Here is a 13,258-nt window from a genome sequence, read left to right as displayed (position 1 = left end):
TGCGGGCGGTGGGTCAGCAGCGGGGCTGCCGCCGCGTGTGTGTCAGCCGTCGGAGCGCTGCGGGACCCGGCTACGGCGCACCCGGGTGTCGACGAGGTTGCCGTGGTTGCCGGTGACGGGCGGCATCACCGGCCGTTCCATCTGCCTGATCTCGTGGTGCTGGGTCCGGTGCGGAGGCCGCCAGAGCTTGAGGAAGACCAGCGGCTTCTGCCACCAGGCGAGGTCCTGACGAGTGCGCACGATTCCTCCAGGTGCATGACGAGCAGCGGACGAGCCTCAGTGTCTCACCCTGGGTCCGGAACGGGGAAGCGCGGTCGGCCAAAACCCGTGGTGCGCACTCGGCGAGTGGGCGTACGCTGCAGCACGCCATGCGCGACTTCCCACCCACCATCACCGCCTGGACCCAAGGCTCCTCGAGCGTGCCCGACACCCGGTCCCCGCTGCGTTTCCTGGTCGGGCTGCTTGCCCAGCAGTGGGGTCTGGTGGTGGCTGGCTGTGTGGTGAGCCTGCTGTGGATGCTGCCGTCCGCACTGACCCCGTGGGTGCTCGGCCGGGCGATTGACGAGGGGATCGTGCCCCACGACGGCGGCCGGACCTGGCTCTGGGCCGGCGTGCTGCTCCTCATCACCATCGTCGGCGCCGCCAGCGGGGTGTTCTACCACACGGTGGTCGTCCGCTCCTGGCTCATCGCGGCGTACGGTCAGACCGGGCTGGTGACGAACAAGGCGGTGCGCCTGGGCCACGTGCTGCCGCGCCGTGCCCCCACGGGGGAGGTGCTGTCGGTCAACGGCAGCGACGGCGAGCAGTTCGGCCACTTCGTCGAGATCTTCTCCCGGCTGGTCGGCAACCTCGTCGCGTATGCCGTGGTCGCGGTCATCGTGCTGTCCATCTCGGTCCCGCTCGGGCTGGTCGTGCTGCTGGTGGCCCCGCTGCTGGTGGCGGTCTCCGGCGTCCTGCTGCGGCCCATGTCGGCCGCCCAGACCCGGCAACGTTCCCGGGACTCCGAGCTCACCTCGATGGCCACCGACATCGTCGCGGGCCTGCGGATCCTGCGCGGCATCGGCGGGGAGCGGATCTTCGGCGACAACTACGCCCGGCAGTCCCAGCGGGTGCGCCGGGCCGGGGTCCAGGCCGGTGGCTGGGCCGCCTTCGTCGAGGCCGTCGGCGTGCTCCTCTCCGGCTTGTTCGTGGTAGCCCTGCTGGCGATGGGGGTGGACCGGGTCCGGACCGGGGAGCTGCAGGTGGGCCAGCTGGTCACCTTCCTGGGCTACGCCCTGTTCCTGGTCCAGCCGATCCGCGTCGTCTTCGTCTCCTTTCAGCAGATCACCCAGTCCTTCGTCTCCGCCCGCAAGACGATCGGCGTCCTGGGCACCCCCGACCCTTGGCCGGAGCGGCCACCGCTGGGCGACCGGGAGCTGGTCGGGCTCGCCGAGGGCGAGCTCATTGACGAGGCCTCCGGGCTGCGGGTGCGCCCCGGCCGGCTGACCATGGTGGTCAGCGCCGTGCCCGACGACAGCGCTGCCCTCGCCGACCGCCTCGGTCGCTACCTGCCCGCTGGCGACGGCGGGGAGGGTGGGGACGGCGCCGGTGACGAGGACGACGAGGTGACCGGGCGCGCTGCGCGCAAGGCCCTGGCGGCGCGGATCGCCACCCGGGCGGCGTTGGCCGCGCAGGACTCGGCCCAGGCCCAGGGACGCTGGGGCGTGACCCTGTCCGGCACCGACCTGGCCGACCTGCCGCTGGCACAGACGCGCGCACTGGTCCTGGTCAGCGATAGCGTCGCGCAGGTCTTCGCCGGCACCCTGCAGGAGGCCGTCGACCCGCATGGGCGCCTCACCCGGCAACAGGCCGAGGCCGCGCTGCACGCCGCCGCGGCCGAGGACGTCTACGACATCGTGCCCGGCGGCTGGCAGGGCCGGCTCGACGAGCGCGGCCGCGGCCTGTCCGGGGGCCAACGGCAGCGTCTGGTGCTCGCCCGGGCGCTCGCCTCGGATGCGCCGGTCCTGGTCCTGGTCGAGCCCACCTCTGCCGTGGACGCTCACACCGAGGCCCGGATCGCCCAGCGCCTGCCCGTCCATCGGGAAGGCCGGACGACGGTGGTGATGAGCGCCTCACCGCTGCTGCTGCACCACGCCGACGACGTCGCCCTGCTCGAGGACGGACGCGTCGTGGCGACCGGCACCCACGAGGAGCTCGTCACCCGCCACGCGGGCTACCGGTCGGTCGTGCTGCGCGGTGATGCGGTCGAGGACGAGCCAGCCCTGTCTGTCCAGTCCGGCGCGCCTGGGCCCGGGCACCAGGACCCCGACCCGCGCCCCATACCCGCACCCGAACCCAGAGAGCGGCTGCACACCGAGGAGGTGACCCGATGACCCCGACGCTGCACGAGACCTTCCAGGACGACTCCGCTCGCACCTGGCGCGCCGGCGGGGAGCGCCCCGACGCCGTCCCCGAGGAGCTGCGGCCTCCGGCGCCGGGCAGCGTGCCCCTACGCGAGCGACACCGGCTGCTCTGGGCCCGGCACGCGCTGCGCCGCGCCCGGGCAGAGGACTACGTCTCGACCTCGATGAACCCCGAGCACGGGCTCCCGGTCGCCTCCCCGCGCACCGTCGTGGACTACCTGGGCGGCTTGCTGCGCCGCCGCGCCGTCCTCGTCGTGGTGGTCGTCTTCGCCAATGCGCTCGCCGCGGCCGCAGGGCTCGCGGTGCCGCTGCTGCTCGGGCGGCTGGTCGACGAGGTAGTGGAGGCGCGCGGGGTGCCGGCCTCCGGCACCGTCACCACCTTCGTCCTCGTCGTCACCGGCGTGCTCACCGCCCAGGCTGTGCTGACCTACCTGGCCAAGTGGCTGGCCTCCGTGCTCGGCCAGGGCGTGCTCGCCGAGGCGCGCGAGCACGTCGTCCGCTCCGTCCTGCGGCTGCCTCTGGGCACGGTCGAGGCGGCCAGCACCGGCGATCTCGTCACGCGGGTCACCCGCGACGTCGGCTCGATGAGCCGCGCCGTGCGCTGGGCGTTGCCCGAGTTCATCATCGGCATCGTCACCGTGCTGCTGACCTGTGTCGCCATGGCCGTCAACTCCTGGGCGCTCGCGCTGCCCACGCTGGTGACCGCCTCGCTGTCGATGCTGCAGGTGCGCCGCTACCTGCAGCGCGCGCCGGCTGCCTATCTGCTCGAGGGAGCCACCTACTCGCAGATCAACAGCAGCCTCACCGAGACCGTCGAGGGACTGCGCACGGTCGAGGCGCACGGGCTGCAGGAGCGACGCCGCCGCGCGGTGGCACGCGACATCGAGGTTTCGGCGCAGGCCGAGCGCTACGGGCTGTTCCTGCGCAACATCCTCTTCGCGGTGATGGACATGGCGTTCTCGCTGCCGCGGGTCGTCACGCTTGCCCTGGGTGCGGTGCTCTACACCCAGGACGTTGTCACCCTCGGCCAGATCACCGCAGCCATGCTCTACATCGAGACCTTCTACGGGCCCTTCGACCGGCTGGTCGGCACCATCGACGAGCTGCAGGTCGGCATTGCCTCCACCACCCGGCTCCTCGGGATCGCGGAGGTCCCGCCGGACCGTACCCCTGGGCTCGCGGAGCCCGCCGGGTCCGACCTGGTCGGCCAGGGCCTGCGCTACGCCTACCGCGAGGGCCATGACGTGCTGCACGACGTCGACCTGGTCCTGGAGCCGGGGGAGCGGCTGGCCGTGGTCGGGCCGTCGGGCTCCGGCAAGTCCACGCTGGGCCGCCTGCTCTCCGGCATCCACGCCCCACGCACCGGCACGGTGACCGTCGGCGGCGTCGAGCTCACGGCGCTCCCGTTGGAGCGGCTGCGGACCGAAGTCGCGCTAGTGACCCAGGAGCACCACGTCTTCCGGGGCAGCGTGCGAGACAACGTCGAGCTGGCGCGGGAGGGCGCGGGTGAGGCCGAGGTATGGCGTGCCCTGGCGACGGTGGACGCCGCACCGTGGGTGCGGGCCCTGCCGCGGGGTCTGGACACCGTCCTGGGCTCGGGCCACCACACCCTGACGCCGGCGCAGGCCCAGCAGATCGCCCTGGCCCGGCTGATCCTGGCCGACCCCCACACCCTGGTGCTGGACGAGGCGACCTCGCTCATCGACCCCCGCACGGCCCGTCACCTGGAGGGGTCGATGAGCGCCCTGCTCACTGGGCGCACCGTCGTGGCAATCGCCCACCGGCTGCATACCGCGCACGACGCGGACCGGATCGCCGTGGTTCAGGACGGGCAGATCGTGGAGCTGGGCAGCCACGAGGAGCTCCTCGCCGCGGAGGGTGAGTACGCCGCGCTGTGGGGGGCCTGGACCAGCTGACTGGCTGGCGCCTCGGCCGGGTCGGACGACTCGGCCGGGTCAGTCGGTCAGTCGGTGGACAGCTCCTCGGCCGGGGCCAGGTCGGTGATGGCCACCGGCTGCTCGGTGGCCAGCCGGCCCAGGGTCCGGGGCCGCAGCCGCTCGTCGGCCTTCTGGCGCAGCCGACGCGGGGACAGGCCCTGCTGCTGGTTGTAGCCCTCGACGATCGCCCGCCGCAGGGACTGCGCGGTGACGAACGGGCTGTCGTCGTCCTCGACGATGGTGTCAACCAGACCCTGGGCCTTGAGGTCCTCGGCGGAGGCCTTCATCGTCTCCAAGGTCATCCCGACCTGCTCGACGCTGGGGTTGGCCTCGGCATACAGGATCGTGGCCGTGGAGCGCGGCTCGGAGACGAAGCCGAGCGCCGAGTCCAGCATGATCGTCTCGCGCCCGAACGGCGTGGTGGCCAGGCCACCGCCGGAGCCCATGGCCCCCGAGATCACCGAGACCGTGGGGTAGGGGTGTGAGGCCGCCTTCTTGATGCTCTGCGCGATGGCGCGGGACTGGCCGCGGCGCTCGGCGGCCATCGTGGGCAGCGCCCCCAGGGTGTCGGTGAAGAAGACGATCGGCAGCTGCCACCGCTCGGCCGCCTCCATCATGCGCACGGCGTACTCGAAGTCCTCGGGCGAGGGATTGGCCGGGGCCTTGCCGACGTAGCCGGAGGAGATGCGGTAGGAGGGCTGGTCGCCGATGACCATGAAGGTGTGCCCGCCGAGGATGCCCAGGGCCGCGATGATGTTGGGGTACTTCTTCTCGTCCTCGAACTGCACGTGGTTGTAGAAGGGCACCGCGGAGTCGAAGACGTGCCGGAGGAAGAACTCGGTGTCGAGGCGCCCGGAGCCGGCCGCAATCTCGTTGTAGCGGGCCATCAGGGCGTCCCGGTGCACCTCGACCCCCCGGTCGCGCCGGTCCCTCGCCAGCAGGAGGGTCTGCTCGACCTGCTGGCGGTCCCATAGGGCGGGGGAGAAGCCCTCCGGCCCGCGCGTGAGCTCACGCTCGGGCTGCCCTGCCCGGTCTGCGTGCGGAGGCTGACCCGACACGATCCGGCCGTTGCCCCGGCCTGCGGCGAGGACCCGGCCGAGCAGCTCGATCAGCTCATCCACCCCCTTCACCAGCACGTCTACGTTGCGGTCGAGATAGTTGGCCTCGGCCGACTGCATCCCCTTGGGCACGGCTTTGCCCTCGAAAGTCTCGATGACCCGCGCCCCGGCGAAGCCGTAGTCCGTGCCCTCCAGGGCGATGATCAGGTCGGCTGCCGGGACCGCGCTGGCCGACATGCCGCCCCAGACCTGACCGGCAAGCACGGAGATGTGGGGGCGGTTGGTGGTGTGCTGGAACTTGTTGGCCGCGGCTGCCATCCGCTGCATCTGGATCAGGCCGAGCACGTTCTCGTGCTGGCGCACCCCCGAGGAGGCGCCCATGCTCACCAGCGGCAGCTTCTCCCGCTCGGCCAACTCCGCGGCCTGGACGAACTTCTCCCCGGCCACCTCCCCGAGCGAGCCGGCGAAGAAGGCCCAGTCCACGACATACACGACCGCCCGCTCGCCGGCGAAGTGCCCGATGCCGAACTTGGCCGACTCGGTGGTCCCCGACTTGGCCTCAGCATTGAGCAGCTTGTCCTTGTAGCGCTCGATCCGGTCCCCGACCCGCCGCTGCAGCCCGACCAGGTCATCGACCACGCGCAGGTGGCCGTAGCGCTCCTGCAGCTCGACCTTGTCCACGAACGACGTGACTGCCTGGGTGGCGTTAAGCTTGGGGCGGGTCTCGTAGAGCGAGTTCACCGTCCGGGGCCTGACCGGGCGTCGGTCCAGCATCTCCCGGGTCAGGCCGCCGTCGCCGGTGATGTAGTCGGCATCGAGCTCGAGTGGGGTGCTCTCGTCGGGGTGGCGGGGTTCGGTCATGGCCTGTGCATGCTAGCAGCGCCGGGCCCCACGCCCCGGGCTGATCCTGCGCCCTCAGCACCCGTGCTGGGCGCCCCCGCACCGCCGGGGCAGGCCTTGCGGATAATGGTGCCCCGTGGTCGCCGTCCTCGAGGGTTTCGGGCTCATCGGGGTCGTCGTGGCCGTCGGCTGGCTCCTGGCCCATACCCGGCTGCTGGGCGCCGAGGCCCAGCGGATGCTGGCCGTGCTGACCTTCCGCGTCGGTTCCCCGTGCCTGCTCTTCCTGGTTGTCGCCGACGCCGACGTGCAGGTGATCTTCTCCGGCTTCCTGGTCGCCACCGTCGCGGCCGTGGTGGTCACGGGAACGGTCTACCTGCTGCTCGCGCGGCTCCTGTGGCGGCGCACCTGGACCCACTCGGTGATGGGCGGGATGGGGGTGACCTACGTCAACTCCAACAACCTGGGCCTGCCGATCGCTATCTACGTCCTGGGCGACCCCGCCTGGGCGGCGCCCATCCTGCTGCTCCAGCTGCTCGCGCTGCAACCGGTGTGGCTGGCCGCGCTGGACGCCAGCGGTGGCGACCGCATCTCGCTGGCCCGGCTGCTGCGCTCGCCCTTCACCAACCCGCTGACCATCGGCTCGCTGCTGGGCCTGGCCGTCGCGCTGACCGGCATCACCCTGCCGTCGGTGGTGCTGGACCCCGTGGAGCTCATCGCCGGTCTGGCAATCCCGTGCATGCTGATCGCCTTCGGCATTTCGCTGCGCCTCTCCCCACTGCCGGGCCGGGGCGGGACCGCGACCGAGCTGCTCGTCGCTGCCGGGCTCAAACTGGTGTTGATGCCGGCCGTCGCCGTCCTGGTGGCCGGCCCGGTGCTGGGGTTGGACCCCCACGCCGTTCTGGCTGCGGGCGTGATGGCCGCCCTGCCGACGGCGCAGAACGTCTTCGTGCTGGCCGTGGCCTACGGCCGCGGCGAGCAACTGGCCCGCGACGTGGTCTTCACCACCACGCTGCTGGCCATGCCGGCGATGCTCGTCCTAGTCGCCGTCATGACCTAATCTGGGCCGAATGCGGCTGAGTGAGTTCTGGGCACTGATGGCGCAAGAGTTCGGCTCCGGCTACGCCGGGGTGGTCTCCCGCACCCAGTCCCTCGGCTCGATCGAGGGGCGGACCGCGCACGAGGCCCTGGAGCAAGGGATGCCGGTGCGGGCAGTCTGGGAGGCGGTGGTCCGGGACATGAACGTGCCGCCCCAGCACCACTGGCTCGCCGACCCCGAGGAACGCCGAGGCTGAGCCTGCGGCTCAGACCAGATGGCGCTCCAGCAGCACCTCGGCGATCTGGACCGCGTTCAGCGCGGCGCCTTTGCGCAGGTTGTCGCTGCTGACGAAGAGCACCAGCCCACGCCCGTCCGGCACCGCCTGGTCCACCCGGACCCGGCCCACGAGGGAGCCGTCCTGACCGGCCGCGGCGAGGGGGGTCGGCACGTCGACGACCTGGACTCCGGGAGCCTCGGTCAGCAGTGCGGTGGCCGTGGCGGGGGTAATCGGCTCGGCGAACTCCGCGTGGATCGCCAGGCTGTGCCCGGTGAAGACCGGCACTCGCACGCAGGTCCCGGAGACCGCCAGGCCCGGGATGCTGAGGATCTTGCGGGATTCCGTGCGCAGCTTGACCTCCTCGGAGGTCTCGCCGTCCTCCACCAGGTCGCCGGCGACGGGGACCACGTTGAAGGCGATCGGCGCCGCGTAGACCGAGGGGTCCGGCAGCTGCACGGCCGCCCCGTCGTGAGCGAGCGCCTCGACCGGGACCTGGCCCGCGACGCCCGCCCGGACCTGGTCGCCGAGCTCGCTGACCCCGGTCAGGCCAGAGCCGGAGACCGCCTGGTAGGTCGCGACCCGTAGCCGCCCCAGGCGGGCGGCCGCGTGCAGGGGGCGCAGGACGGGCATGGCAGCCATCGTCGTGCAGTTGGGGTTGGCTACGATCCGGAGGCCACCGGGGCGGACGGCCAGCTCGAGGTCGTCGGGGTTGACCTCGCTGACCACCAGCGGCACCGAGTCATCCATCCGCCAGGCGGAGGAGTTGTCGATGACCACGGCCCCGGCGGCGGCGAACCGGCCGGCGTGCTCCCGGCTGGCGTCGCCGCCGGCCGAGAACAGCGCGATGTCGATGCCGCTCAGGTCCGCGGTCGCCACGTCCTCGACGACGACCTGCCGAGGCTGGTCCCAGCCGTCGACGCCGCGGGGGGAGCCGTCCCAGGGCAGCTCGGTGCCCGCCGAGCGGGCCGAGGCCAGGTAGCGGACCGAGGCGACCGGGAAGGAGCGCTCAGCGAGCAGCCGGCGCATGACCAAGCCGACCTGGCCGGTGGCGCCCACCAGGGCGAGGTGCAGGTGCTTCTCGTCGTGCGGCATACCGCTCACCGTCCCGTCCCCCCGTAGACCACGGCCTCTTCCTCGGCGTCCAGTTCGAACGCTGTGTGCACCGCCCGCACCGCCTGGTCCAGGTTGGTCTGGTCGCAAATGACCGAGATGCGGATCTCGGAGGTGCTGATCATCTCGATGTTGACGCCCGCGTCGGCCAGGGCGGAAAACAGTCGGGCCGCGACCGAGGGGTTGGAGCGCATGCCTGCCCCGATGAGGGACAGCTTGCCCACGTGGCTGGAGTAGAGGACGTCGGCGAAGCCCATGGACTCCTGCAGCCGGCGCACTGCCGCGACCGCGGTCGGGCCGTCGTCCTCGGGCAGGGTGAAGGACAGGTCCGAGGTGTCGGCCTGGGAGGTCGAGACGTTCTGCACGATCATGTCGATCGACACGCCGGCGCCAGCGACGGCCTCGATCACGGCCGCGGCGGCCCCGGGACGGTCCGGGATCCCGACTGCGGTGACCTTGGCCAGCGTGCGGTCGTGGGCGATGCCGGAGATCAGCGGGTCTTCCATGGTGTCCTCCGTGAGGGGTCGGCCGACCAGGATCCAGGTGCCCTCCTGGTCGGAGAAGGAGCTGCGCACGTGGAGCGGGACAGTGAATCGGCGGGCGTACTCGACGGCACGCAGGTGCAGGATCTTGGCGCCGTGCGCCGCCATCTCCAGGGTCTCCTCGATGGTGATCCTGGTGACCCGGCGGGCCGAGGGGACGATGCGTGGATCGGCGGTGTAGAGGCCGTCGACGTCGGTGTAGATCTCGCAGACGTCGGCGCCCAGCGCCGCGGCCAGTGCCACCGCGGTGGTGTCCGAGCCGCCCCGGCCCAGGGTGGTGATGTCGTCGTCGGTGGAGATGCCCTGGAAGCCGGCGACGATGGCCACGGCCCCGTCGTCCAGCGTGCGCCGCACCCGCTCGGGCTGCACGTCCAGCAGCCGGGCCCGGCCGTGCGCGGTGTCGGTGCGCATACCGGCCTGGGCGCCGGTGAAGCTCTTGGCCGGGACGCCGAGCTGCTGGATGGCCATCGCCAGCAGGGCCATCGAGATCCGTTCGCCCGCGGAGAGCAGCATGTCGAGCTCGCGCTGGGGCAGGGTGCCGGGGGAGATCTGACCGGCTAGGTCCAGCAGGTCGTCGGTGGTGTCGCCCATGGCCGAGACCACGACCGCGACCTGGGAGCCGCCGCGGCGCGCGGTCACCACCCGCTGGGCGACGCGGCGCATCGCCTCGGCGTCGGTGACCGAGGAACCACCGAACTTCATCACGAGCAGAGCCATCCGGACTTCCCTTGGGTATGGGGCGCAGGCCGCCGGGTCGGGCCCGCGCTGGCATCCCACCCCGACGAGAGGCCAGTCTAGGGGCTGCGTCGCTCATCCTGACGCCGGGGAAGGCCGTCGGTCGTCCGCCAGCCCGTGAGCGGCATACCCTTGGGCACCATGGATGACGAGGACCGGATCGCGCTGCTCATCGACTACGAGAACCTGGCGCTGGGGGCCCGGGACCACCTCGGGGCGCCCTTCGACCTCAGGCCGGTCGCGGACGCGCTCGCCGAGCGGGGCAGGGTGGTCACCCGGCGGGCCTACGCCGACTGGTCCTACTTTGACGAGGACCGGCGGATGTTGACCCGCAACCACGTCGAGCTCATCGAGATGACGCAGCGGATGGGTGCCTCCCGCAAGAACGCGGCCGACATCAAGATGGCCGTCGACGCCATCGAGCTGGCCTACGAGCGGGGCTACATCAGCACCTTCGCCATCTGCACCGGGGACAGCGACTTCACCCCGCTGGTGCACAAGCTGCGCGAGCTGAACAAGCGGGTGATCGGCTTCGGCGTGCGCGACTCGACCTCGACCATGCTGCCGCCCGCCTGCGACGAGTTCCTCTTCTACGACGACCTCGACGGGGCCCCCCACGGGGAGGTCCGGGCTGGCGAGCCCTCCCGGGGCCGGCGCCGCCGCCCCGGTGGCGAGAAGGGGCAGAAGCCCCGTCGCGAGGCGAACGGTCCGGCGGAGCAGGAGGTGCCCCAGGAGCCCATCGAGATCGACGAGCGGATCGATGAGCGGATCGATGAGCGGATCGACGAGACGGTCGAGGAGGTTGAGGACACCGTCGAGCTGGAGAGCCCGGACCTGGACGTGCTCGTCGCGCAGACCGTGGCGGGTCTGCAGCGCGGCTCCGGGGGAGCGGTGACGGCCTCGGTCCTCAAACGCACCCTGCTGCGCAAGGACTCGACCTTCTCCGAGGCAGCCCACGGCTTCCGGGCGTTCGGCGAGCTGCTCGAGCACCTGGCCGACCGGGGCATCATCGCGCTCTCGGCAGGCCCGGCCAAGGGCGACCCGGAGGTGACCCTCCCCGAGGGGGGCCGGCCGGAGGCGTTCGCCCTGTTGTCCGAGGTGGTGCAGGAGCTGGACGAGGGCCAGGGCGTGCCACTTTCCGGACTGAAGGACCAGTTGCGGGCGCGTCGCCCGGGGTTCTCGGAAAAGCCCCTGGGCTACGGCTCCTTCCTGCAGTTCTGCCGGGGCGCCGCCGCCGCCGGCGTGGTGGACCTAGAGCGTGACGGCAACGCCTATCTGGTGCACCCGTTCGACTGACCGGTCCGCTCACCTGTCCACTCTTCTAAGGCGGCGTGTCGCGCTACTCTCGTACACAGGTGCGAGTACGCTGGTTCCCAGATGTCGACGCCGTCCCGGGTTATCCACAGCATCGGGGGCGGTCGGGCCAGGTCTGTCGGTCCGGGCATCTAGCGTCTGACTGGACGGCGGTGAACGCGTCCCTCGCACGGGGGGCGGCACCGAGAGGTCGGTCGCAGGTAGGCGCGCTCACCCACAAGACGTAGAGGAGCAGGCAATGGCACAGACCACGAGGAACCCGCACGCAGCGGGCAGTGACAACAAGCTTCGGGCGCTGGACACCGTGATGGCGCAGATCGAGAAGCAGCACGGCAAGGGCTCGGTCATGCGCCTCGGTGACGAGGAGCGGCCGCCGATCCAGGTCATCCCCACCGGCGCCATCGCCCTCGACGTCGCGCTCGGCGTGGGCGGCCTGCCCCGTGGGCGGGTCGTGGAGATCTACGGCCCGGAGTCCAGCGGCAAGACCACGGTGGCGCTGCACGCCGTCGCCAGCGCCCAAAAGGCCGGCGGCATCGCGGCCTTCATCGACGCCGAGCACGCACTGGACCCCGACTACGCCAAGAAGCTGGGCGTCGACACCGACGCGCTGCTGGTCAGCCAGCCGGACACCGGTGAGCAGGCGCTGGAGATCGCCGACATGCTGATCCGCTCCGGCGCGCTCGACATCATCGTCATCGACTCGGTCGCGGCCCTGGTGCCGCGGGCCGAGATCGAGGGCGAGATGGGTGATAGCCACGTCGGTCTGCAGGCGCGGTTGATGAGCCAGGCGTTGCGCAAGATCACCGGTGCGTTGAGCTCGACCGGGACGACCGCGATCTTCATCAACCAGTTGCGCGAGAAGATCGGCGTGATGTTCGGCTCCCCGGAGACCACCACCGGTGGCAAGGCGCTGAAGTTCTACGCCTCGGTGCGCATCGATGTGCGCCGCATCGAGACCCTCAAGGACGGCACCGATGCGGTCGGCAACCGCACCCGCGCCAAGATCGTCAAGAACAAGGTGTCCCCGCCGTTCAAACTGGCCGAGTTCGACATTCTCTACGGCCATGGCATCTCCCGCGAGGGTGGCCTGATCGACATGGGCGTGGAGCACGGCTTCGTGCGCAAGTCGGGCGCCTGGTACACCTACGAGGGCGAGCAGATGGGTCAGGGCAAGGAGAACGCCCGCCAGTTCCTCAAGGACAACCCTGACCTGGCTGACGAGATCGACCGCAAGATCAAGACCAAGCTGGGGATCGGCGTCGTCGCGAGCGTCGAGGACCTCCCGGCCGGGGTGGACCCGGTCACCGGTGAGGTCTCGGTCGACTTCTGATGGGCCAGGCAGACCGGCTGTCTGCGGCTCGAGAGGCGCTGGCCGCTGCAGAAGCGGCTGCCAGCGCCTCCGGCCTGCGGCCGGCCGGAGCCAAGGCGGGAGCTGACGGCACCGACTCTGGTGCCTCCGGTGCTGGCCGCGCCGCCGCCACCCACCCTGGCGCCTCAGGGTCTGGGGCTGCGACGTCGGAGCCGGATCCCCACGACGTTGCCCGCAGGATCGTGCTGCGCCAACTGGCCATGGGCCCGCGCACCCGCCGTCAACTGGCGGACAAGCTGCGCGAGCGAGACTGCGACCCCCAGGTGGCGGCCCGGGTGCTGGACCGGATGACTACGGTCGGGCTGGTGGACGACGAGGCCTTCGCCGAGATGTGGGTCCGCTCCCGCCAGGAGACCAAGGGGCTGGCGGCCAGCGCCCTGCGCCATGAGCTGCGCACCAAGGGCATCGCCGAGCACCTGATCGACGAGGCCCTGGCGGAGATCGAGCCCGAGCAGGAGAAGGAGCAGGCGCGGGCCCTAGTGGCCCGGCGGCGGCGCACCATGGGCGGGCTGGACCGGGAGGTGCAGACCCGGCGGCTGGCCGGGTTCCTCGCCCGCAAGGGTTACGCGCCAGGGGTGGCCTACCAGGTCATCCGCGAGGCAGTGGACGACCTGCCCGAGCACGCCCGGGACTAACGG

11 protein-coding genes are annotated in these 13,258 nt (G+C 71.5%); 7 read left to right on the top strand and 4 right to left on the bottom strand.

Going from position 1 to position 13,258, the window contains the following annotated elements:
- Nucleotides 1–42: 42 nt before the first annotated feature.
- Nucleotides 43–240 carry a hypothetical protein gene (locus FY030_RS10515; protein WP_158061461.1) on the bottom strand — a complete coding sequence of 66 codons (198 nt, stop codon included), beginning with the start codon at nucleotides 238–240 and terminating at the stop codon, nucleotides 43–45.
- Between the two features lie 128 nt (nucleotides 241–368).
- On the opposite strand from FY030_RS10515, the gene FY030_RS10510 reads away from it, so the two are divergent.
- Both FY030_RS10510 and FY030_RS10505 read left to right on the top strand, forming a co-directional pair.
- Nucleotides 369–2,372, top strand: coding sequence for an ABC transporter transmembrane domain-containing protein (locus FY030_RS10510; RefSeq protein WP_158061460.1), 2,004 nt, complete (start codon nucleotides 369–371; stop codon nucleotides 2,370–2,372).
- The gene (locus FY030_RS10505; RefSeq protein WP_158061459.1) at nucleotides 2,369–4,318 is read left to right on the top strand and encodes an ABC transporter ATP-binding protein; all 1,950 of its coding nucleotides are present in this window, start codon (nucleotides 2,369–2,371) and stop codon (nucleotides 4,316–4,318) included. The genes FY030_RS10510 and FY030_RS10505 overlap by 4 nt, the downstream gene beginning before the upstream one ends.
- A gap of 47 nt (nucleotides 4,319–4,365) precedes the next feature.
- Here FY030_RS10505 and FY030_RS10500 read toward each other — a convergent pair whose 3' ends face one another.
- Nucleotides 4,366–6,258, bottom strand: a complete 1,893-nt coding sequence (locus tag FY030_RS10500) for a carboxyl transferase domain-containing protein (RefSeq protein WP_158061458.1) — start codon at nucleotides 6,256–6,258, stop codon at nucleotides 4,366–4,368.
- Nucleotides 6,259–6,373: 115 nt separating this feature from the next.
- Between FY030_RS10500 and FY030_RS10495 the strand changes: the two genes are divergently transcribed.
- Complete coding sequence (locus tag FY030_RS10495; protein WP_238348232.1) at nucleotides 6,374–7,294, top strand: AEC family transporter; 921 nt, start codon at nucleotides 6,374–6,376, stop codon at nucleotides 7,292–7,294.
- 10 nt (nucleotides 7,295–7,304) lie between these two features.
- On the top strand, nucleotides 7,305–7,529 hold the full coding sequence (locus tag FY030_RS10490; protein WP_158061457.1) for a DUF3046 domain-containing protein: 225 nt from the start codon (nucleotides 7,305–7,307) through the stop codon (nucleotides 7,527–7,529).
- A gap of 9 nt (nucleotides 7,530–7,538) precedes the next feature.
- Here FY030_RS10490 and FY030_RS10485 read toward each other — a convergent pair whose 3' ends face one another.
- Together FY030_RS10485 and FY030_RS10480 are read right to left on the bottom strand one after the other, a co-directional pair.
- Complete coding sequence (locus FY030_RS10485) at nucleotides 7,539–8,642, bottom strand: aspartate-semialdehyde dehydrogenase (protein ID WP_158061456.1); 1,104 nt, start codon at nucleotides 8,640–8,642, stop codon at nucleotides 7,539–7,541.
- Nucleotides 8,643–8,647: 5 nt separating this feature from the next.
- Nucleotides 8,648–9,919, bottom strand: a complete 1,272-nt coding sequence (locus FY030_RS10480; protein WP_158061455.1) for an aspartate kinase — start codon at nucleotides 9,917–9,919, stop codon at nucleotides 8,648–8,650.
- Nucleotides 9,920–10,078: 159 nt separating this feature from the next.
- Here FY030_RS10480 and FY030_RS10475 point away from each other — a divergent pair, with 159 nt between their 5' ends.
- The 3 genes from FY030_RS10475 (at nucleotide 10,079) to FY030_RS10465 (ending at nucleotide 13,255) form a co-directional block, all read left to right on the top strand.
- Nucleotides 10,079–11,233, top strand: coding sequence for an NYN domain-containing protein (locus tag FY030_RS10475; RefSeq protein WP_158061454.1), 1,155 nt, complete (start codon nucleotides 10,079–10,081; stop codon nucleotides 11,231–11,233).
- 256 nt (nucleotides 11,234–11,489) lie between these two features.
- Nucleotides 11,490–12,581, top strand: a complete 1,092-nt coding sequence (recA, locus tag FY030_RS10470) for a recombinase RecA (protein WP_158061453.1) — start codon at nucleotides 11,490–11,492, stop codon at nucleotides 12,579–12,581.
- Nucleotides 12,581–13,255 (top strand): regulatory protein RecX, encoded by a 675-nt coding sequence (locus FY030_RS10465; protein WP_158061452.1) that lies wholly within the window; start codon nucleotides 12,581–12,583, stop codon nucleotides 13,253–13,255. The genes recA and FY030_RS10465 overlap by 1 nt, the downstream gene beginning before the upstream one ends.
- Nucleotides 13,256–13,258 lie beyond the last annotated feature (3 nt).

The sequence above is a fragment of the Ornithinimicrobium pratense genome (genome assembly GCF_008843165.1).
In the GTDB taxonomy this organism is placed as follows: domain Bacteria; phylum Actinomycetota; class Actinomycetes; order Actinomycetales; family Dermatophilaceae; genus Ornithinicoccus; species Ornithinicoccus pratensis.
This window is presented reverse-complemented; position numbering and strand designations above follow the sequence as displayed.

Coding starts and splice junctions, on each gene's coding strand:
- FY030_RS10500 (WP_158061458.1), bottom strand. CDS start 6,258: ATGACCGAACCCCGCCACCCCGACGAGAGCACCCCACTCGAGCTCGAT.
- FY030_RS10485 (WP_158061456.1), bottom strand. CDS start 8,642: ATGCCGCACGACGAGAAGCACCTGCACCTCGCCCTGGTGGGCGCCACC.
- FY030_RS10505 (WP_158061459.1), top strand. CDS start 2,369: ATGACCCCGACGCTGCACGAGACCTTCCAGGACGACTCCGCTCGCACC.
- FY030_RS10490 (WP_158061457.1), top strand. CDS start 7,305: ATGCGGCTGAGTGAGTTCTGGGCACTGATGGCGCAAGAGTTCGGCTCC.
- FY030_RS10465 (WP_158061452.1), top strand. CDS start 12,581: ATGGGCCAGGCAGACCGGCTGTCTGCGGCTCGAGAGGCGCTGGCCGCT.
- FY030_RS10475 (WP_158061454.1), top strand. CDS start 10,079: ATGGATGACGAGGACCGGATCGCGCTGCTCATCGACTACGAGAACCTG.
- FY030_RS10480 (WP_158061455.1), bottom strand. CDS start 9,919: ATGGCTCTGCTCGTGATGAAGTTCGGTGGTTCCTCGGTCACCGACGCC.
- FY030_RS10510 (WP_158061460.1), top strand. CDS start 369: ATGCGCGACTTCCCACCCACCATCACCGCCTGGACCCAAGGCTCCTCG.
- recA (WP_158061453.1), top strand. CDS start 11,490: ATGGCACAGACCACGAGGAACCCGCACGCAGCGGGCAGTGACAACAAG.